Raw genomic sequence first — 20,600 nt, forward strand, 5'->3', positions numbered from 1 at the left:
TTACGATGGCGCTTAAAACCGCTGACCCTTCCCACATCGATTCCGCCGATCCCCACTATCCCTACGATGAAACGCATATTGGGCAGACCGAACTCACCCCCTCCTATCGGGTTGATCTGCGCCCTTTGGATAAAGATGTCTTTTTTGACGCAAATCCGATCAGCGATTGGGCGGCGCTCTCGTGGGAGGATATTGGACGCCCCTACCGCGTAGAACGATGGTCACAAGAAAAAAAACAATGGGAAAAAGAACACGATCAGACGATGCCTGTCAAAACCTGTTGGGAGCATTTTAACCGTTCCTTTCAGACGTTGTTTGATTCCGAGGTGATGCGCGAACGGAAAAAAGCGCTGGCAAGCATCGGCGGTGGGCTGACGAAACTGCAACTAGCCGAGGCATGGGAATCGCTGGCGGAAACGATCCGCTGGACTCTGTGGAACAAAGTTCATCGGACTGAGGATGCCATTTGGGACCCACGCGGCAAGCGAGCGCTTTTTGAGGGGTTGGAGGTAGAACGCCCCAACATCTTGTTCTTAGGGGCGGCGGATGGGTACGAAGCGATGCAGCTTATGGCAATGTATCCGGGCGGTCATGCTGTGTTGGTCGATTATGATGACTACTGCCGAACGGATCGCTTTGGGCGTTTTCCAGAAGCATACCCCTTCTTGGGCATGAATCGGGAGAGTGGGCATCCCAAAGTATGGTATCGAGAGCAGATGGACATTGATTTTGAGGTTGCCGACATTCGTGAGTTGAGCTATGGGCGAGAATTCGACATTGTGCTGAGCATTGGCTTGGTAGAGCATTTCCCCGACGAGTACAAACCGCTTGCTTTTGAAATGCACCGTAAATTCGTTCGTCCGGGCGGGTATGTCATCTTCACCACCCCGCGTATTCAGTTCACCTCAAAACTGTTTTACACCCTCTTTGCCGATGTGATGAACTTTGCCTACCGCGAATTGATGGATATTCGGCATTTAGGGAAGTATGTCTATGAAAATGGCTTTGAGATTCTGAGGCATGGCGTCATCAAAGCCCACAATGGGGTGATTGCCCGCGTGCGTTGAGCCTTTCTATTGGTAGTCCACCACACAGATAAGTATGGATAGACTGATCCAACAACCCCACCCCTCGCCCCCTCAGCCGTAAACAAAGAGGAGGAATGAATTTTCCCCTGCCTTACGGGGAAAGGGGTGGGGGATAGGGGTTCTGAACCAAAATGCCAGCGTTCCGCATTTGACATCAGACGTTCCTTTACAAGTTTTTGTGACTTCTTGCACAATCACGTAACAGTGTCCGCGTAAAATTCCTCTATACTGAGCAGTCAGAACGATCAGCTCGGACGCAAAGGACGAAAGCACCCGCACCATGAGCGTTTCTTACGATATTCTCCCCTACACTCCCGATTTGTTACACATTACCGGACAGATCATTCAAGAAATTGTTACCGCCCCACCGCTTAACGAAATCTCTGCCCTCAGTGATGTTTTAGCAAAGTACCAAAGCGATAGCACCCGCGATGGCTTCGGGGGTTACTTGCTTAAGGTCAATGGAAAGTATGCCGGGGCAAGCGCATGGTTTGATGTGAGTGGGCGGGAATTGAATGATCGTTGGCGTCCGCGTTTCAGCCCGCGTGAGCATGTCCCTACGCCATCGGGACGGGGCGTGCTGCTCTCAATGATTGCTGTTTTGCCGCGCTATCAACGGCATGGGTTGGGACGAGCGCTGCTGGCACGGACCTTAGAGACGGTTGAGGCAAGCCGTGATTGGATCGCCCTCAATACCCTTTCTGAAGAACCACACATGCTGGCGCTCTTGCGCGATCATGACTTTGATGTTTTGCCCCTTAGCAGCCCAATGAGCAAAGGGCGCTTGTGCTTGATCAAATGGGTGCGGCAGGCGGAAGTTATCCCTTAGCGCTAGCGCTCAACCCACGCCGCCCCGCCCGCCCCCGCCGAAAGGACGCTGATCACGCCCGGCACGGCACGAAGGGCGGCTTCTACCTCCCCCGCCGCCTCCGCCGAACACAAGCAATGAACGTTTGCGCCCGCGTCAATCGTATAGAAAACGGGTGTCCCCATCCCTCGTAAGCGCCGCACTTCTGCCATAACTGCGAGCGTCGCTGGCTGCCAATAAAAGAGTGACGGCGTGCCTGTCATCATAACCGCGTGCATCATATCTGAATCAAGTTCGGCAATGTGGGCGAGTTTTTCAATATCCCGCGCCAGAAGTGCCGTCCGACACAGATCAAGGCGGCGGGGGGCATCGGCAACACGTGCATTTTGGAGCGGACTCGTCGCCGCAAGGCTGTGACCCTCCGTGCTGCCCGTCGTCTTGTGTGCGGTGCTGACGAGAGCAACGCAATCGACCAGCGTCCAATGCTCGGCGGGGGCGATGCTCTCGGCATAACTCGTCTCGTCCGAATCGCCCACATACCATTCGACAAACCCGCCGGGGACAGAACGCGACGCCGACCCTGAACCTAACCGCGCCAACGCCGACAATTCCCGTTCAGAAAGCGCTAACCCTGCCGCCTCTGCGCCGGCAAGAGAAAGTGCCGCAAATGCCGAAGCAGAGGAGGCAATGCCCGCTCCGGCGGGAAAATTGCTCTCCGAGGCGACACGGGCAAAGGTGGTCATGGCGGCGCGGCGGCGAATATGATCAAGGTGGCGGGTGATCCGCGTCAACCCGCCGCCACGCATAGGGCTGCCATCAACCTCCGCCACATCCTCGGAAAGGGCGGGATCGAAGGTGACAGTGGTGCGGGTTCGCAATCCGGCAAGGTTCATTGAGATTGAGCCGTTGACGGGAAGGCGAAAAACATCATCACGGTTGCCCCAATATTTGATCAGGGCAATGTTAGAAAACGCGCTGGCGGTAGCTGTCTGAGTGGGCATGAAAGGTCTTACTCCATTGCCCATGAGCATACCGCAGGGGAGCAATCTGGTCACCTACGCCATCTGTTGTGTTGAAGGAGGATGTTCCCCAAAAGCAGAAAAAAACGAGGCAAAACCACCAAAAAGCGAGACTGGGGATGCGGGGGGTAGAGCGTATCGGGCGCAACCGCATAAGCGTGCGCCCCCATAAAACCTGCCTGCCTAAGCCACCCTAGTTACATCATAAGAGGAATGGCACAGGGCAAGATGCCCACCGGCTTGATCTCTCCAAAGATCACCCGTGCCACAGCCTCCAGCGTCACCGCCCGAATGCCGTAGCAGCACAGATACGTTTCGATCATCGGGAAGGCTGCCAAATCATAGGGTGTGCGCATGGCGATCACCAGAGGGTTTTTCCCCGCCACATGAAGCGCCCGCACCAATTCTGCTTGGAAAGGATCATTCTCCGCCGCCAGCGTCCCCACAATAACGGTATCCCCTACCGCCGCCGCCGCCAGGATATCCGCCAGATTCGAGCCATCCGTTGCCAGTTCATAGTTCAGCGTGCGTGGGTGACGCCGCCGGATTGCCTGCCCTAGCGTGATCTCAACGCTTGCCGAAGTGTCGGCGGGGGTCAGGTTCACTGGGCGCGGGGTGATCACCACCAGCGTTTCATCGGGGGCGGGGTTAATCGGCATTGCCAGCCCACGCACTACCGTGATTGAACGTTCGGCAATCTGACGGGCGGTGTGCAGGTGTTCCGGGCTGCCAATGACTTCTAAGGGCGGGATCGTCGTCGGCAGATGGGCTTGGGCGTCGGCAATCCGCCGCAGCGATTCGGGGTTGGCAAGATGCCCCATCCTCTCCGCCAGTGCGATCTGATGCTCAAGATGCCCCAAGAGGATCACATCGGCGCCGGCATAGAGTGCCTGTTGGATGCTGTAATCCGTCCCATAGCGTGCCACCGCGCCCATATCCATCGCGTCGGTGACGATCAAGCCACCAAACCCAAGTTCGCCGCGCAGTACCCCTTGCAAAATGCGCGGGGAGAGCGTCGCCGGAAGATCAGGATCGAGGTTGGTTAAGTGCAGATGCGCCGTCATAATCCCTGCCACCCCCGCTTCGATGGCAGCCACAAAGGGCGGAAATTCCACCCGCCGCACACGCTCAAGATTGTGCTGGATGATTGCCGCGTCATGGTGGGGATCGGTGGCGGTGTCGCCATGTCCGGGGAAGTGCTTCGCTACGGCTAACACTCCCACAGACTGCTGTCCGCGCACAAAGGCTGCCCCTAATGTCCCTACCAATTCAGGATCATCGCCAAAGGAACGGATGCCAATGACGGGGTTGGCGGGATTCACGTTCACATCAAGGCAAGGGGCAAGATTCATCGTAATGCCCATCGCCAAGAGTTCGCGCCCTAGAAGCCGTCCTGCTTCAAAGGCAAGATCGCTTGAGCGTGTTGCCCCCAATGCCATGTTGCCGGGGAGTTCGGTTGCCCCGCCGGTGATGGCAACAAGCTGCCCCCCTTCTTGATCAATGGCAATCAGCGGTGAGGGGTGTCCGCCCTTTTTCGCCGCCCGGTAGAGCGATCCACTCAGATCGCGCAGTTGGGATGGCGAAAGGACGTTTTTATCCCGAAATAAACAGAAGGCTGCGATCTGTCCGCTTTCCACACCCCGCAGCACATCCGGGGGCGGGGTATACCCCACGAAACTGTGCATGAATTGGCGCATGATGGGTAACACCCTAGCCTTTGGAGCCTGTGAGCGCGATGCTCTCCACGAAATACCGTTGGGTCAGAAAAAAGACAACCAACAGCGGAATGACAAACAAGACCGATGCCGCCATGACATCTTGCCAGGGCAGAGGCGACACTTGTAGGTTGTTCTTCTGTGCCACATAGATCGGCATGGTGAACAAGACGGATTTCTGCAAGTAAAGCAGCGGTTGCAACAGGTTGTTCCACTGCCCCACAAACAAGAACACCGAAATGGTGGCAATTGCCGGACGGCACAGGGGCATGATCACAAACCACCAAATTTGGAGCGGGTTTGCCCCATCAAGCATTGCCGCCTCATCAAGTTCCTTCGGCAGCCCTAGCATAAACTGCCGCAGCAAGAAGATCATCGACGCGCCACCAGCGAAAAAGCCGGGGATGGTGATTGGGTTGAAGGTTTGAATCCAATCCAACCGGTGGAACAAAACATACTGCGGGACGAGCGTCGCCTGATAGGGCAGCAGGAGAGTCCCCATCATCATAGCAAAGACCAGCCCCTTCCCTTTCCAGTCTAGGCGGCTGAAGGCGAATGCCACCAACGAGATCGAGAGAACCGTCCCAAACAACACTAAGGTGACAATGAAAATGCTGTTGGTGTAGGCACGGGAAAAGGATTCCTCGCTGATCAGTTTCCCAAAGTTATTCCACTGCGGAATGGCTGGCAGAAGGTTCAACTGCGGCTGCTGGACTTCCTCAATGGTTTTCAGCGATGTTCCCGCCATCCACATAAGAGGAAAGACGAAAAACAAGGAGAGAAATGCCATGCACGCATAGAAGATGAATAAACGTATACCAATGACCCCTCGCCGAAACTCAAAGCGAGGCATTGCGGTCTTCGGTGTGTCGAACGAACTGGTGATAGTTGCCATGGTTGCCTTAAGCCTCGTAATGTACCCAGCGCCGACTCCAACGGAATTGGAGCGCCGTCACGGTCAGGATCAATGCGGCGAGAATCCAGGAAACCGCCGCCCCTTCGCCAATCTGCCCTTGCTGGAACGTCCGTGTGAACAGGAAGTACGCTGCACTGCGTAGGCTGTCTATGGTATTCGTGTTCTGAAGAATGTAGATCGTATCAAACGTCTGTAAGGCGGCGATCACGCCAATGACAAGGTTATAGAACATCGCTGGGGAGATGAGCGGGAGGGTGATTTTGAAGAATTGTTGAATCCGACTCGCCCCGTCTACCTGTGCCGCCTCATAAAACGATTTTGGCACGCCTTTCAAGGCGGCAAGGAAGATCAACATCCCCGCCCCGCTGCTCCACATCGTGATTAAGACAAGCGACGGTTTTGACCACAATTCATTCGTCATCCACAGAGGTAGGCGGTTTGGCTCTGGAAAGGTCGTCGCCATCTGTCGGAATAGTGTGAAATGGTAGCTTGGTTTACCCGTTGCCGCAGTGTAGGCGTCAAATGCCTGAAAATACCGCGCTCCATCAATGATGGTACTCAGGGCGAGTATCCCAAAAATGATCAACGCCCCGGCAACTAAACGCCGCCGTAACTGCGCCCGTGCGCCGTCCCCAATCACGGCGATGGTACTGACCGACGAGACGCCGATCAGGGTCAGCCCACCAGCAAGGTAGAACCACAAACTGGAAAGCGTCTCACTGGCATACACTTTCCGCAGATAATCAAGGTTTTCTGGCTGCTCTAGCGTCGTTTGGAAGGTGAACAGTTTCCCTATGAGGGCGACCTTGCCCGGCTGCACCCACGATCCAGTGATGGGGGCATCAGTCAACAGCTTGATAACGAGCCCAAAGCAAAAAATGATGATAAAAATCTGCGCCACACGCCACGCATTTGCCCGTTTTCCATCTGTCCAATCCCCGCGTGAGAGGTAAATCAGGGTGAGAACAGTGATCACAACGGGAATGGCGTACTTGAACGGACCAATCGGGTCACCCCGCGTGAAGCCTGCCCACAACGCGCTGAAGGTCTCCATCACATAGATGAAGCCGCGATACAGCCAACCAAAGACAAAGAATGAATCAGCAAGCTTGCGTAAGGCGATGTTTACAAAACCGCCGTTTGTGCCAAGCATGTAACGCCATGCCAGCAGCGCCGCCGCACTCCCCGCCAAGAGGACAGGTAGATAAAAAATTGTCCGAAAGCCTTTGATCAACGGCAAGTCGCGGTTGAGCAAAAGCGCCATGCCCAGCGCGGCAAAAATCTGAAGCGGCACGCCGATCAGGGCGTAGTATAACGAGTTAAACAACGCTCCGGCAAACTGCCGCCCTTGAGTCGTTGCGCTGTTGAAGAGGGTCTGATAATTTCCCAAACTCAAGGTTGTAATTGGCTCGCCTAATTTATAGTTTGTAAAGCTATAGTAAAAACTGACGAGAGACGGACCCAAGACGAAGATAAAAAAGCCGACGATCCACGGTCCGGCAAAGGCAACCCCCACAAACACTTTTCGTTGTTCGCCAGCGGAAAGCCCCCGCGCCCGTGCAACGAGGCGACCAAGATAGCCCAAGGCTACGCTCGTCACAGCGATGAAGACAAGGGTTGCACACGCCCAAAGCAGATTGTGGATGCGATAGTCAGCAGCGGTTGAGAGTGGCATGGCATAAATCCCTAATACTAAAGTAGTGCATCAGGCAGAGTGATAGGAGATACCGCAACCGCGCCCGGTTAGGGGCGCGGCGCGGTGTGTCGTGGAGTGCGGAAGGACGTTAGTTGATAAAGCCGGCTGCCTTCAAGATAGCGTCGTATTCGCTCTTGAGATTCGCCTGCGTATCCTCAAGTGATTGTTGGTCGGTCAGGAACTTCGTGATCTGCTCAACGAGCAGCGGACGCAGTTCGGCACTGGCACGGATGTCGGAGAAGCCACGCCCGTACTCTTCAGCGAGTCCGAGCAAGCGATCCCACACCGGGCTGTTGGCGCGAATGTCCGTCCATGCGTCAGTACGCACAGGGGTGAAGCCAGCCGCCTTGTTCAATGCCAGCGCATATTCTTTCGTGCCGAGGAACTTCAGGAAGTCTGCCACCACTGGCAATTTTTCGGCAGGAACATACGCGGGGACGGAGAGCCAGTCGGTGAAGACCTGCACTACAGGGCTGCCGTTCGCGCCCGCCGGATACGGCTCAATGGCGACGCTCTCCCACACCTTATCGCTCAGCGCAGGTACGTTCCACATGGGGAAGATACCGCTGACGACCTTGCCCGACCCCAGAGGTGTCCCTTCAATCGGGGGCAGCCCAGCGGTTTGCTCGGTGGGCAGAACCAAACGGCGGCGATCATACATGAACTGCAACGCTTCGGCGGTGGCGGCGCTGTCAAAGGCGCTCGTGCCGTCTTCGTTGTAGAGTTCCCCACCTGCCGACCACACATAGGCGATGAATTCCTGCGCGTCGAACAAGCCACCACCGATGTCGATGAAGCCTTGCTTGGAGACTGCGCCATCAGCGCTGAATTCGGTGTTCGCCTTCACGAAGTCCAACGCCTCGGCAAAGGTCAAAGGCGCTTTGAATTCGCCCGTCACCAAGTCCGTGCGGTAGAAGATCGGGCGGGGGGACATGAGCAGCGGCAAACCGCGCAGCTTGCCATCAAATTTCGCCGTGTCCAACGCAGCGGGGAGGAAGTTGCTGAGTTCAGACCAATCGGCAAGCAAGGGGTCCATATCAGTGAGGAGTTTGCCATAGGTGGCAGCGTATTCCGAGCCAAGATACACAATGTCGGGACCATCGCCCGCTGTGATCCAGCCGGCAACGGTGGCGTCAAAATCGCCCCAACCACCGGTCAAAATTTCCAGCGTGACGTCTGCATGATCCTTTTGGAAGGCAGGGAAGACGACTTCGCGGAACCACTTCATCGTGTCATCAGACAAGCCCGTGATGTAAATTTCGAGGCTCGTCCCCGACGCACGGACGGGACGTGCAGCACCGGCAAAGCCCGCCACAATAAGCGCGGCGACTACGATCAAACTAAAAACGCGGAACAGTTTACGAGACATGATTTTCGCTCCTCTATTTCGAAGCCACGTGTTTGTGACAACGTTCACAGTTAGTTAAGTAACTTTACTAACTAACCGGATTAGTGGTAGTATAGGCGCATAAGGCAAACCGAGTCAACGGGAATTTGTCAAGAAATTGTTAGGATATTCGAGGAGTTTGGTCATGTATCACATTGAGCGCGAAATTGCCGAACAACCAGAGGTCATGCGCCGCCTGATTACCGAGGGAATGCCCCTTGCCGAGCAGATTGCCGCTGCTATCCGTGCCTTTAACCCCGCCTTTGTCACGATTGCTGCACGGGGAACAAGCGATAACGCCGGACGCTATGCGCAATACCTATGGGGTATTCGCGCCGGACTTTCCGTTGGCTTGGCGACACCCTCCGTCCACACCCTTTACGAGGCTGCCCCCAACCTGAGTCGCGCTGTCGTCATTGGTATTTCACAATCGGGGCGGGCGGAAGATGTGCGCAAGGTACTCGATGACGCACGGGCGCAGGGGGCGCTCACCATCAGCCTGACAAACAACGCCGAATCGCCCCTTGCTCAAAGCGCCCTCTACCACCTCCCGCTAATGGCGGGGGAGGAAATCAGCGTTGCTGCCACAAAAACCTATACCGCCCAATTGACCGCCGTCGCGCTGATTGCCGCCGCCCTGACCGAGAACGCCGAAATGCGCGACTATCTGGCGAAACTCCCCGATCTTGCCGCTGAGACGATTCGGGGGACGGAAGGGATTCGGGCGTGGGCAGAGCGCTACCGTTATATGGATCGCTTTGTCACCACCGGACGCGGCTATAACTACTGCACCGCCTTTGAGATCAGCCTGAAGGTGAAGGAACTGTGTTATGTCACGGGCGTTGAATACAGCGAGGCGGATTTCCGGCACGGACCGATTGCGATGGTCAGCAGGGGGTTTCCCGTCTTTAGCATTGCGCCGGCGGGAAAGGCGCTGCCAAACATGATTAGCCTTCTGGAAAAACTAAACGAGCGCGGCGCAGAAAACATCGTGATCACCAATGACGATGCGGCGGCGGCGCTTGGTGTGCGGGCAATGCGCATTCCGGCGGGCGTCCCTGAGTGGCTGACGCCTCTTCTCGCTGTCATTCCGGGGCAGGTGTTCGCCTACCAATTGGCGCTGGCAAAAGGACACAGCGTCGATCAGCCAGAGGGCTTGCGCAAAGTGACGATCACTCAGTAACACCAGCACCCTTCTGTGAGCAGTCCGACAGTGGTCATTTTCCCCTACGCCGCCTATTCCCACCATACCCCTTTGCAAAATAGTGCGGGGTTAGTAGGGGCATGACATGTCATGCCCCTACTAGGTGGTGATCGGTAACCACGTCCTCTATGATGTAGTTCGTAGGGATGGGGGATTCCTAGAAATCCCTGCGGTGAGGTACTAGGTTGCTGTGTATCGCTCCTTTCGATGTGCTTTTGGGGGTAACCTTCCCCAGAACGGGGATTGCTATCCGCCGCCGATTCAGCGAGAATCATCCCCATGATTGACGAAGCAACCATTTACGTAAAAAGCGGGAAGGGTGGCGATGGATTTGTCCACTTCCACCGCGAGAAATTTGTCTCTAGAGGCGGTCCCGATGGCGGTGACGGCGGACGGGGCGGAAGCGTGATCCTTGTTGGAACACGGCGGGTAAACACCCTTTATTCCTTCCTTCACAAGAAAAAATTTGTTGCCGCTGATGGCAAAAACGGCAGCATTGTCAACCGCACGGGAAGCAGCGCGGATAACCTGCGTATTGATGTTCCCCTCGGCACGCTTGTTCGCGATGCGGCGACGAATGACCTGCTTGCCGACCTCACCACCGAGGGGCAAGAGATCGTGGTGGCAAAGGGCGGGCGCGGCGGGCGCGGAAACCAGCACTATGCCACCAGTACAAACCAGGCACCGCGCATGGCGGAACGCGGCGTCCCGGGCGAAGAACGCCGCATCAAACTGGAACTCCGCCTGATTGCCGATGTGGGCATTGTTGGCGTCCCTAACGCCGGAAAATCAACACTTCTCTCAGTGATTAGCAATGCCAAACCGAAGATTGCCGCCTATCCCTTCACCACCTTAGAACCGCAGTTGGGCGTTGTTGTGGTCGGGGATCGAGATATTGTCGTTGCCGACATTCCCGGTCTAATCGAAGGGGCGCACATGGGTATCGGCTTGGGGCATACCTTTTTACGCCATATCCAGCGCACTCGCGTCCTGATTCACCTCTTAGACGGGGCGGGCGAAAACCCCCTTGCCGATTTCAACCAGATCAACGCCGAACTCGCCCTCTTTGACGAGGATTTGGCAAAAAAGCCGCAGATTGTCGCCCTCAATAAGATAGACCTCCCCGATGCCGAGGCGCATTGGGAGGCAGTAGAGCGGGCGCTGACGGACAAGGGCTACACGGTGGTGAAACTCTCCGCCGCTACCCAAAGCGGCACGCAAGACCTAATGAACCGTGTCGCCGCGATCTTGGCAGCGCTCCCCGACACACTGGAGGCGCTCACTGAGGAAGTCATGCCCCTCTATGCCTATACCGAGGATGAAGAATCCGCCTTCACCATCAGTCGCGATGCGAACGGCGCCTACCATGTGCGCGGAAAGCGCATTGAGCGGGCAGCGGCAATGACCTATTGGGAATTTGAGGAAACGCTCAACCGCTTCCAAAAAATCTTAGAGGTCTTGGGAATCACGAAGGCGCTGATCGCGGCGGGCGTGCAGGTGGGCGATACCGTCTTTATCGGTGACTATGAGTTGGAGTGGACGCACTAATGACGGGCATCAGCGGGAACATCGGGATCATTGGAGGGACGTTCGACCCACCGCACATTGGGCATTTGATCCTTGCTGAAACGGCTGCCGACGTACTGAGTCTAGACCGCGTGCTGTTTGCCCCCGCCGCCGATCCGCCCCATAAGCAGCACCACAAACAGCAAGGGGCGATGACCCCCGCCCCGCAGCGCGTGGCGATGGTTGAACGGGCAATTGCCGAGAACCCTCGCTTTGCGCTCTCCCGCGTTGATCTGGATCGGGAGGGACCCCATTATACGGTGGACATGCTGCGCTTGCTCTGCGAGGAATCACCTACGGCGCAGCTTTATTTCCTGATGGGGGGCGATTCGCTGGCGGATTTTCCCAAGTGGCGTGATCCAGAGGGGATTCTTGCGCTGGCACGCTTGGCAGTGATCCGCCGTCCGGGAGATGCCGTCAGTTTTGAGGCACTGCGGGCGGTGATCCCGCAGATCGAGGAACGGGCGGTGATTATGGATGCCCCTTTGATGAGTCTTTCCGGCTACAGCGTGCGGGCGTTGATCGCGGCGGGGCGCTCCGTCCGCTATCAAATTCCCGATCCAGTGGCGGCATACATTCGAGACATGGGGTTGTATCGCTAAGGTGGTGAGGTGGAGCTATTCTGTTATGACCCTTTTGTGATCCGCGACGAGGCGTGTTTTTTGATACAATATAACTAGGTCATTGCAAAGAATTTTTGTGCCATGTTCCGTTTACTCTATCGACACTTCATCACCCGCTATCCCTACCTCAACCCGCTGCACCCTATTGCGCGGCGGGAGGCACACTTCGCTCATCCACAGCCGCTCCCGCTCACCTTTCGGCGGCTGACAAACATCTGGACGCTGCTCGGCTACGCGGCAATGGTACACGGGGTTCTTTTTGTGGTGTCGGTCATTTCCTACAACCGTATGAACAGCTTTGGCGGCGGCGGTGTGGTGCTGCCCATCCTCTCCCCCTTTTTGACGCCCTTTGGGACGCCCCTTGCCGCCGCCTTTTTGAGTTCCCTGCTCTATTGGGCAATGCTGATCGGGCTGATCTACCACACGACGCTAACCCTTAGCGCCGAATTGGAACGGGGTTCATGGGTTTTCTTACGGCTGACGCCCTATCCCACACACGAGATTGTTTTAGCAAAACTTGCCGCCGTCGCCCGTGATTGGGCGGGAATCGTGCGAACGCTGCTCATTGTGCGGCTGATCGCCGCCCTCATTTTGCCGATCTCGGTTGTCTCCCAACGGACACGAGAGACGACGCTGTTCACCGGGCTTGATCTCGCCAGCTTTGGCGTGTTCATGCTTCAGCCCTTTGCCGAAGGGGCAATGGTCATGGGCATCGCGGCGCTCTCCGCCGTCCTCATCCGGCAGACCTTTTGGGCGCGGATTACCGCGCTTGGGGGGGCGGCTTTGGCTCTGGGGCTGACCAACGGATTGATGGGCGCGTGGCTCACTTTCACCTCTCCAATGGGGTCGCTTGGCGCAATGTTCATCCCCTTAGGGCATTGGACACCCCTCTTTGCCGCCGTTGTGCCACCTAAAGATGGAGCGATGTTCCTCTTGCAAACAGTGATCTTGGTTGCCCTCGTCCTACTCGTCCCCCTCATTGTTGCCTACAGCACAATGCGGCTGGCAACGAAACGCTTGGACGTTGCCCTCTAATTCCCCTTCGCTACAATGATCTGGTAACGATCTTTTATTGCCTGGTGAGCCTAACCCACCAACAGCAAATCCCGCAGGCTTTGGACAAAGGTGGTTGGGCTGATTGGCTTCGAGAAATAGGCATTGAAGCCAGCGCTTTGGGCATCCTCGGCAACGGTGGTCGAGTGATAGGCGATAATTGCAATCACAGGAAGGTCTTCTGTGCGGGCATCGGCACGGATATTTTGGAGCGTTTGCCACCCATCCATTTCGGGCATGGCAAGGTCGGTAATGACCAGATCAGGGGCAAGGTCAAAAAGCATTGCCAGGCATTCAACGCCGTTTGCGGCATGATGCACCTCAATCCCGTAATGGGTCAAAATTTTGGTGACCAATTGAACATCGTCAAAGGAATCTTCCGCCAAGAGAATTCGCCACGTTTGATCGTTCATGTGTAGGTGTCCTATGCGGTTCGTCATGTTCCTGCGGTGTCTAGCTGTGTAACAACCTCTGTAATTTCCTTGACGAAGGTGATAAGCGAGAATGGCTTGCCAATGTACCCATCAACCCCCGCATTACGGATGCTGTCTTCGTCGCCAATCATGGCGTTGGCGGTGAGAGCAATCACTGGCACGCTTTGAACTGTGGGGCGGGAACGAATTACCCCCAAAAGCGCGTAACCATCCATAGAAGGCATTGAAATGTCCGAAAGAATCAGGGTTGGCTAGAGCGTTTTTAACAGGGCTAAACCGCGCTCTACGGAAAGCGCTGTGTGGACGGTTGCACCATAAAACTCCAACAACTTAGATGCCACAGTTAGGGTATCCTGATCATCCTCGACAATAAGAACAATCCATCCCTTTAGATCAATACTGTTTTGTGTCCTTAGAGACATTTTAGGCGATTTCTCCCTTTGACCTTATTCATCTTTCGTTACAAAGTGGGATTTAGGCGGGAATCAGGGGGAGGGTCACGGTGAACGTGCTGCCTTGACCGGGCGTGCTTTGAACGCGCACATTGCCGCTCATCAGCAGGGCAAGTTTGCGGACAATGGCCAAGCCTAAGCCCGTCCCATTGTGTTGGCGGTTGGCAGCAGAATCACCTTGACGAAACTCATCAAAGATCGTCTCCTGAAGGTGGGAAGGAATCCCCATTCCGCTATCGGTTACCGCCAGTGACCACGAGGCATCACTCACTTTTTTAAGATGCACCTCCACAGCGCCTTTTTCGGTAAATTTAAGGGCATTGGAGAGCAAATTGACGACGATTTGTTTCACCCGCCCCATATCGCCCATGATACGATTGGGCAGAGCGGGGTCAAGGTCTACAGTCAGGGCAATTTGCTTTTCTTCGGCAAGGACATGGTATTGGGCAATCAACTCATTGACCATCGTCCGCAGGGTATAGGGCTTGTTGATAATATCTAGGCGTCCGACTTCAATCTTGGAAAGATCAAGAATCTCATTGATCAAGCCCAAAAGATCGCGGGCATTGACCAAAACACGCTCTTGATAGTTGCGCTGTTCGTCGTTCAGTTCGCCCGCCATCCCCGCCAATTGAATCTCCGTATAGCCAACAACAGCGTTTAGCGGGGTGCGCAGTTCATGGGACATGGTGGCAAGGAAGGCGCTCTTTGCCTTGTTTGCGGCTTCGGCGTCAAGGCGGGCTTTGTTTAGCTGTGCGTTTGTCTCCTCCAATTCGCGGGTGCGCAGGCGGACGCGCTCCTCAAGGTTTTCCTGAGATGCCCGCCGTCCGCTGATTTCTGCCGCCAAAATAAGCGCAGTAATCGCTACTGTGGAGACGAATGCCTGTACCAAGAGCAGCGATTCGTTTAAATCGGGGCGACGAAAGCTGCTGACGCCCTGAATGGTCGTCACCAAGGCGATGAGGGCAACAATGAGGATTGATCCGGCAGCGCCATACTGCTCAAAACGGAAAACACTCACCAGCAAGATGGGAATTATTGTATATTCAATGGGGTAGCCGCTGCGAAAGGCAAGAAAGCCGAGCAGAAGGAATAACCCTTGATGGAGAAGTGTCTCTGGCAGGCGTTCAATCCCATAAGGTGGGCGGCGAGAAAAGATCAGTAGGGCAGGGGTGATAATGAGGATACCAACGGCATCCCCTAGCCACCAAGTGACCCACGTAATGGCGAAATTTTCTGGTTTTGCATAGCCGGCAAGGGTGATGCTGATTGTCCCCATGGTGGCGTTAATCAGGCACGCGCCCAATGCCGCCAAGCCCGCGAAGATAAGGACATCATTCGTCAGGGTGAACGGATAATGAGGTATCTTGGTGAAACGCCGGAGAAGATAATCCCCCAGATAGGCTTCAAGGACTGCCCCTAGCCCGATAATAAGGCTTACCGTCAACGCTGTAGGTAGGCTCTCTGGGGCGTAAAACGCACGAATATTCCCATAAAACGAGCCGAGTAGAATCCCCGGCAAGGCAGTCCGCCGAAACGAAATAACCGCCGCCAGCGCCACCCCAGAAGGCAGCCAAACAGCGGTGACATTTCCAGCAATAGCAAATTGAAAGCCGATTTGCGCGGTGAGCGCGTAGACGATCCCCACAGCGGCTGTGATCGCTGCCATCTGCCAGAGAGGTTTGCTTTGCCGCAACGAAGGCGAGGGTAGAACTGATAACACCATGAAGGGGGAACTCCGCAAAAAAACCGTTAGATAGGTAAACTCAATTGTAGAGGGAGAGATGGTATCTCACCACAAAGACAACCCCCAAAGGGGATTCGTTTATTGACCATCTCCCTTATCTCCTTAGGACTTACGCAATTGAACGTGTTTACCCCGTATTCATCGGAAGGGGAAGATTGAGGGGGCTTCCCCCTCAAAAGGATGATTTCCCCCTCTCCCGCGCAGCGGGAGAGGGGGCTAGGGGGTGAGGGTCTGTGCGTAACTCCTACTCCTAATAACCGTTATATGTAAGGATAGAACAGCAGATTTGTCTCCATTTCTTCCGCCCCCAAGCCGCCATGCATCCCCAAAAAGCGCATCTCATAAATGCCTTTTTCATACCACCAAACCGTATTCCCCTGATAGGGTAAGACAACGAGATCAGCAATCCGCGCCCGAAAACTATCCGAAATGGTCTCCCCAAAGAATCCCTGCTCAATCAGGGTGTTTGTTCGATACACCTCGGCATAGCCTTCCAAGCGGCGGGTGAGCATCGTTTGCGCCTCGTCTACGGCATTGGGAAGGACATGGAGAAACATATCACGGCTGGAGCCGGCGGGCGTGAGAAGGTCTCCCCGCTGCCCCTGGCGGATCAATGGTACGAGTGCGGGGAGTGCCTGATTTAAGTAGACCGTCGTTTCAGGGTTGACCTCCGTTTGTCCATGATCGGCAATAAGCATGACGGCTGTATTTTTCAGTTTACCTGCCACTGCCGCGTGAAAAAGACGCTCTAAGGCATTCATACAGGTATCAATTTCGGCGGCGACATGGGGAGAGTCGGGTCCATAGCGGTGACAGATCGAGTCAATGGCATCATAGTACCAGTAAAAGAGCGCCTTCCCCTTGACCCGTAGCGCAAGTTCGGCAAGGTTCACCAACCCCTCAGAGAGTGTCCGATAGCCAATCAAGCTCGCCCCCTGAGAAAGAGTCTCTGTGTAGGTGGAATGGATGATATTGTGGGGCTGGAACAAGTAGCTTTTTACCCCCCGTGCGGCAAGATCACTGTATACGTTTTGACGGGGGTAGATCGTCTTGGGGTTTGCCGGACTTTTGCGAAGTGTTTCCGGTATCTCATCTCCGGCGTAGGAATACATCAGGGGGATAATCATCGCATCTAAGGTTGGTTCGTAGATAAACCATTCGTAGATACCCGTTTCCCCGACGGGCTTCCCCGTATGGAAGGTCGTCACATGGGCGGAGGTTGTTGAAGGGAACTGCGTAGAAAGAACGCTGATGACCCCCTCTTGGGCAATCCGTTGTAAAAAAGGGTACTTTTTGTAAAACCGTTCCACAAACCGCCAGCCAAAAGCATCAATGAATAGAACGATCACCTTTTCATAGTGAGGTGGAAAAAGTCCCAATGCGGGGGACGGCAGGCGATGTGGGGAGAGGTGTCCAGTGAGCATTGTCTGGATTGTTCCCGGTAAGGCGGCAAAGCCATAACCATCGTAGAGCGGCTTTCCAAAATGGCTGTTTAGGCGGCTCGTCCGCACGGCGCGGATCGATTCCTCGTTGATCATGGCAACTCCCGGCGTTCGGTTGTATGATGTTTAATCAAGAGGACAATCATACCCTTCATGAGACCCGTTCCCACTGAGGCAATTTTAAAGCCGCTCCCCGACGACACCCAACCTAAGCAGCAAAAGCAACCCTCTGGGCATGGGGCATTCTCGGCACTTCGCCACCCCGCCTACCGCTATTTTTTCGGCGGGCAAATCGTCTCTCTCATTGGAACATGGATGCAAACTGTGGCGCAGCAGATCGTTGTTTACCAACTTGCCGAGGCGCAACTTAAGGCAGGTGTTCCTGAGGCATTGGGGTCAGAATTGGCGTTGGGCTTGGTCGCCTGTGCGCAGGGCTTTCCAGCGTTCATTCTTGCCCCCTTCAGCGGGGTGATAGCCGAGCGCTTTCCGCGTCGTCGTGTGTTGATCCTGATGCAAACGTTGATGATGCTGACGGCGCTCACCCTCGCCGGCTTGAGCTTTGCCGGAACACTCCAAATTTGGCATGTCATTGCCCTTTCCTTTACATTGGGCATTGGTACAGCCATTGAAGCCCCTACACGGCTTTCCTTTTTTACGGAGATGGTTGGGCGAGAGGACTTGCCAAGCGGGATCGTCTTGAATTCGATGATGTTCAATGTAGCGCGAATTTTGGGTCCGGCATTTGGGGGGTTAGCCCTTCGCTACATTGGTGTCTCGTGGTGTTTCCTCTTGAATGGGTTGAGTTTCCTCGCCGTGATTACCGGACTGTCCTTGATGAAACTGCGCCCCATAACGCGGGTGACAGAGGCTATCCATTTTTTTGCGTCTTTCAAGGAAGGGCTGCGCTTTTCCCGTTCGCATCCTGTGATTCGCCCTCTGTTATTGCTGAGCGCCATAAGCAGCATGTTTGGCTTGACCTTCAGCGTTCTGATCTCCCCCTTTTCGGACAAAATCTTGGGCAATCTGAAAGACGGCACATCGGCGCTGCTGACAGCGCAAGGGTTGGGAGCGTTGGGCGGAACGGTCTTAATTACGATGATCACGGGGCGAGGGGTGCGCGGGCGGGTGATGATGATCGGTGCGTTGGTTGGTCCGGCAAGTGTGATCGCCCTTGCCCTAACACGGACAATGACCTTAGCCCTCCCCTTGATTGCTGTTTCGGGGTTTGCCTTTGTTTGTCAGTTTGTCCTCACCAACACCCTGATCCAGAACACCGTCCCCGACGAATTTCGGGGGCGCGTCCTCAGTTTGTACACCATCACCTTTTTTGGCTTATCGCCATTTGGCAGCCTCTTGATTGGGGTGTCGGGGCAGGCACTTGGCGTTGTCCCGACAATGATTCTCTTTAGTGGGGGGACGTTCATCGGCGCGGCATTCATCCTTTGGAACGCCCGTCACTTGGAAAAACTACCCTGATTATTATCTGATCACTCGTTAGGAGTTGCGGCTTCTTCGGCGTCTTCCCAACTGACAATCCAAATGCACGCCCCGGCGACAAGAACAGAGGCGATAATCAGGGCGATCCACTGCCCCACCAACAAACCAACATCACGAGCGGTGATGAGCAGCAACCCAACAATCCCAATGGAAAGAACCATCCACGCCGCAAGGCGTGGGCGATTCTCAGCAAAGGCGAGGAGTGTTCCCACCACCGGAAATTTTTTCAAACGGGCATAGAAGGCATCCACCAAAAACATCTCCACGGCTAATCTACGGCGTCCGAACACATTGCCACACCGTCCCATCAGTCCCCGGCGGGTAAGCACCGGAGAACGAGGATCAAATCGGTTTCAAAATCCGTTCACGGTACTGTTTCATGAGGATTGCTGTCCCACTTGGTTGGGATTCTTGGGCAGCTTCTCGCCATGCCGGGATGGTGATCGCGTCTAACGGTGTGGGGTGGTAACCCTGCTCGCGGAACGCCTGTACCAAGAGCGGCGGCGTATTCGTCGGCATATAGAAGAACCCCACTTCGCTTTGCAACTGACGTGAGGCTTCTTCGACGGCGAGAATCAATTCCTTTGCCACCACACCGAGGGGGGCGCCGGGGATGATCAGAAATTCGTCCACGCGGGTGATCAGATTTTCCACCTGAAAGCCGGTTGCCCCAATGATCTGCCCGCTGGCAGTGGCTATCCAATAGGATTTCTGCCCAAACGCCGCCATAATGTCCATCCGGTTGAGTGCCTTCCCCGTCAGGCGGTTGATGAACCCCGCCAGTGCCTCGGAAGTCTTGGGCATCACCCGCTGCGTTTTGATCAGCCCCGGTTGGGCAGCCCCCGCTGGCGGAGGAACAGGGACAGGTTTACTTGCTGGTGGCTGCGGCGGCACACTTGGCGCGGCTTGCGTGCTGCGTGCAGTTTCGGCTGTTCCTGTCATCCCCGCTGCCGAGGGCTGTGCCGGTTGGGGCGTTGGCGGTTGCATAGCAGGCAACACCGGACGACTCGGCGGGGGAGTCGGCTGCGTTGGAGTCGGGATGGGCTGCGTGGGTGGTTTGGGCGCGACGACGGGTTGGGCAGTTGGGCTTGGCGGTTGGGCAGCGGCTTGGGCAGACGATTGCGCCAAATTGATATTGGACATGGGCGTAACCGTCACCGAAGGTGGGGTTTGTGGCGCAGCGGAAGTTAGAACTTCTTCTTCTTCCACATGCAAGCCCAAGCGCTTCATAAGCACTCCCCACTCGCGCTCTACCTGTACCCAAACATCCTGAAGGGTTGTGTTGTTCGTGATTACGGCGTTGGCGCGGGCAAGTTTTTCGCGCTGTGGGTTTTGTCCTTCAATACGTTTCCGCGCTTCCCCTTCGGGCATTGCCCGTTTTTCAATCAACCGCTGAAGTTGGACTTGGGGGGCGCTGTCAACGACCCAAATCGTATCGACCCCCGCTGCCAAACTCCCTTCAATCAGTTTGATTGCTTCTAAGACAATAATGGGTTGTTTGGCGCGGCTGATGAGCGTATCAATCCCCCGCCCAATGACTGGATGGGTGATCGATTCAAGGAGCGTCAACGCCTCCGGATGAGAAAATGCCACTGCCCCCAGTTTGGAGCGGTTGATCTTGCCATCTTTATCCAATATCCATTTCCCAAATTGCTCTACAACGGGATGGTACGCGGGCGCACCCGGCACCATGGTTTGGTGCGTTAAGCCATCGGCATCAATCGTGTATGCGCCAAGATGTTCCAACATCTTCCGCACGACGCTTTTGCCCATCCCGATATTCCCCGTGAGTCCTATCACGTATTTGCCAGCCCAGCGTCCCACGATGAATCCTCCCCCAAAAAGTCCGGTACATATCGCAAAAAACGGATTGAGAGGGATTGTACCGTGATCCGCCCTAAACAGGGAAATACCGGAAAAACAGACTTCACACAATTTCAGCGCCACCGTACT

At 55.3% G+C, this 20,600-nt stretch carries 19 protein-coding genes; 7 read left to right on the forward strand and 12 right to left on the reverse strand.

Features of this window, described 5'->3' with window-relative positions; all coding sequences use genetic code 11:
* Positions 1-5 precede the first annotated feature (5 nt).
* Both HS103_11170 and HS103_11175 read left to right on the forward strand, forming a co-directional pair.
* Positions 6-1,067, forward strand: coding sequence for a class I SAM-dependent methyltransferase (locus HS103_11170; GenBank protein ID MBE7513356.1), 1,062 nt, complete (start codon positions 6-8; stop codon positions 1,065-1,067).
* 301 nt (positions 1,068-1,368) lie between these two features.
* Positions 1,369-1,917: a GNAT family N-acetyltransferase gene (locus HS103_11175; GenBank protein ID MBE7513357.1), complete on the forward strand. Its 549-nt coding sequence runs from the start codon at positions 1,369-1,371 to the stop codon at positions 1,915-1,917.
* Positions 1,918-1,919: 2 nt separating this feature from the next.
* On the opposite strand, the gene mvaD is transcribed toward HS103_11175, so the two are convergent.
* The 5 genes from mvaD to HS103_11200 form a co-directional block, all read right to left on the reverse strand.
* Positions 1,920-2,897 carry a diphosphomevalonate decarboxylase gene (mvaD, locus tag HS103_11180; protein MBE7513358.1) on the reverse strand — a complete coding sequence of 326 codons (978 nt, stop codon included), beginning with the start codon at positions 2,895-2,897 and terminating at the stop codon, positions 1,920-1,922.
* A 215-nt stretch (positions 2,898-3,112) separates the two neighbouring features.
* A complete protein-coding gene (locus tag HS103_11185) occupies positions 3,113-4,612 on the reverse strand; it encodes a hypothetical protein (GenBank protein MBE7513359.1) in 1,500 nt (499 codons plus the stop codon).
* Between the two features lie 13 nt (positions 4,613-4,625).
* Positions 4,626-5,525, reverse strand: a complete 900-nt coding sequence (locus HS103_11190; GenBank protein ID MBE7513360.1) for a carbohydrate ABC transporter permease — start codon at positions 5,523-5,525, stop codon at positions 4,626-4,628.
* A gap of 7 nt (positions 5,526-5,532) precedes the next feature.
* Positions 5,533-7,221 (reverse strand): sugar ABC transporter permease, encoded by a 1,689-nt coding sequence (locus tag HS103_11195; GenBank protein MBE7513361.1) that lies wholly within the window; start codon positions 7,219-7,221, stop codon positions 5,533-5,535.
* A 109-nt stretch (positions 7,222-7,330) separates the two neighbouring features.
* Positions 7,331-8,611 (reverse strand): extracellular solute-binding protein, encoded by a 1,281-nt coding sequence (locus tag HS103_11200; GenBank protein MBE7513362.1) that lies wholly within the window; start codon positions 8,609-8,611, stop codon positions 7,331-7,333.
* Positions 8,612-8,774: 163 nt separating this feature from the next.
* Between HS103_11200 and HS103_11205 the strand changes: the two genes are divergently transcribed.
* The 4 genes from HS103_11205 to HS103_11220 all read left to right on the forward strand — a co-directional run bounded on the left by HS103_11205 (position 8,775) and on the right by HS103_11220 (position 13,057).
* Positions 8,775-9,812, forward strand: a complete 1,038-nt coding sequence (locus HS103_11205) for an SIS domain-containing protein (GenBank protein ID MBE7513363.1) — start codon at positions 8,775-8,777, stop codon at positions 9,810-9,812.
* Between the two features lie 300 nt (positions 9,813-10,112).
* Positions 10,113-11,381, forward strand: coding sequence for a GTPase ObgE (obgE, locus tag HS103_11210; GenBank protein MBE7513364.1), 1,269 nt, complete (start codon positions 10,113-10,115; stop codon positions 11,379-11,381).
* On the forward strand, positions 11,369-12,001 hold the full coding sequence (nadD, locus tag HS103_11215) for a nicotinate (nicotinamide) nucleotide adenylyltransferase (GenBank protein MBE7513365.1): 633 nt from the start codon (positions 11,369-11,371) through the stop codon (positions 11,999-12,001). Before obgE ends, nadD begins: the two co-directional genes overlap by 13 nt.
* 102 nt (positions 12,002-12,103) lie before the next feature.
* The gene (locus tag HS103_11220; GenBank protein ID MBE7513366.1) at positions 12,104-13,057 is read left to right on the forward strand and encodes a hypothetical protein; all 954 of its coding nucleotides are present in this window, start codon (positions 12,104-12,106) and stop codon (positions 13,055-13,057) included.
* Positions 13,058-13,107: 50 nt separating this feature from the next.
* On the opposite strand, the gene HS103_11225 is transcribed toward HS103_11220, so the two are convergent.
* From HS103_11225 to HS103_11245, 5 genes are all read right to left on the reverse strand, one after another.
* Positions 13,108-13,488 (reverse strand): response regulator, encoded by a 381-nt coding sequence (locus tag HS103_11225; protein MBE7513367.1) that lies wholly within the window; start codon positions 13,486-13,488, stop codon positions 13,108-13,110.
* A gap of 23 nt (positions 13,489-13,511) precedes the next feature.
* Positions 13,512-13,733 (reverse strand): response regulator, encoded by a 222-nt coding sequence (locus HS103_11230; GenBank protein ID MBE7513368.1) that lies wholly within the window; start codon positions 13,731-13,733, stop codon positions 13,512-13,514.
* A 27-nt stretch (positions 13,734-13,760) separates the two neighbouring features.
* A complete protein-coding gene (locus tag HS103_11235) occupies positions 13,761-13,931 on the reverse strand; it encodes a hypothetical protein (protein MBE7513369.1) in 171 nt (56 codons plus the stop codon).
* 52 nt (positions 13,932-13,983) lie between these two features.
* The gene (locus tag HS103_11240) at positions 13,984-15,630 is read right to left on the reverse strand and encodes an MASE1 domain-containing protein (GenBank protein MBE7513370.1); all 1,647 of its coding nucleotides are present in this window, start codon (positions 15,628-15,630) and stop codon (positions 13,984-13,986) included.
* 338 nt (positions 15,631-15,968) lie between these two features.
* Positions 15,969-17,246: an alkaline phosphatase family protein gene (locus HS103_11245; protein MBE7513371.1), complete on the reverse strand. Its 1,278-nt coding sequence runs from the start codon at positions 17,244-17,246 to the stop codon at positions 15,969-15,971.
* A 57-nt stretch (positions 17,247-17,303) separates the two neighbouring features.
* Here HS103_11245 and HS103_11250 point away from each other — a divergent pair, with 57 nt between their 5' ends.
* Entirely contained in the window at positions 17,304-18,626 is a 1,323-nt protein-coding gene (locus HS103_11250; protein ID MBE7513372.1) for an MFS transporter, read from the forward strand.
* Between the two features lie 11 nt (positions 18,627-18,637).
* On the opposite strand, the gene HS103_11255 is transcribed toward HS103_11250, so the two are convergent.
* Both HS103_11255 and HS103_11260 read right to left on the reverse strand, forming a co-directional pair.
* Positions 18,638-18,937 (reverse strand): hypothetical protein, encoded by a 300-nt coding sequence (locus HS103_11255; protein ID MBE7513373.1) that lies wholly within the window; start codon positions 18,935-18,937, stop codon positions 18,638-18,640.
* 52 nt (positions 18,938-18,989) lie between these two features.
* Positions 18,990-20,471, reverse strand: a complete 1,482-nt coding sequence (locus HS103_11260) for a dephospho-CoA kinase (protein MBE7513374.1) — start codon at positions 20,469-20,471, stop codon at positions 18,990-18,992.
* Positions 20,472-20,600: the final 129 nt, after the last annotated feature.

The sequence above is a fragment of the Anaerolineales bacterium genome, from assembly GCA_015075625.1.
In the GTDB taxonomy this organism is placed as follows: domain Bacteria; phylum Chloroflexota; class Anaerolineae; order Aggregatilineales; family UBA2796; genus UBA2796.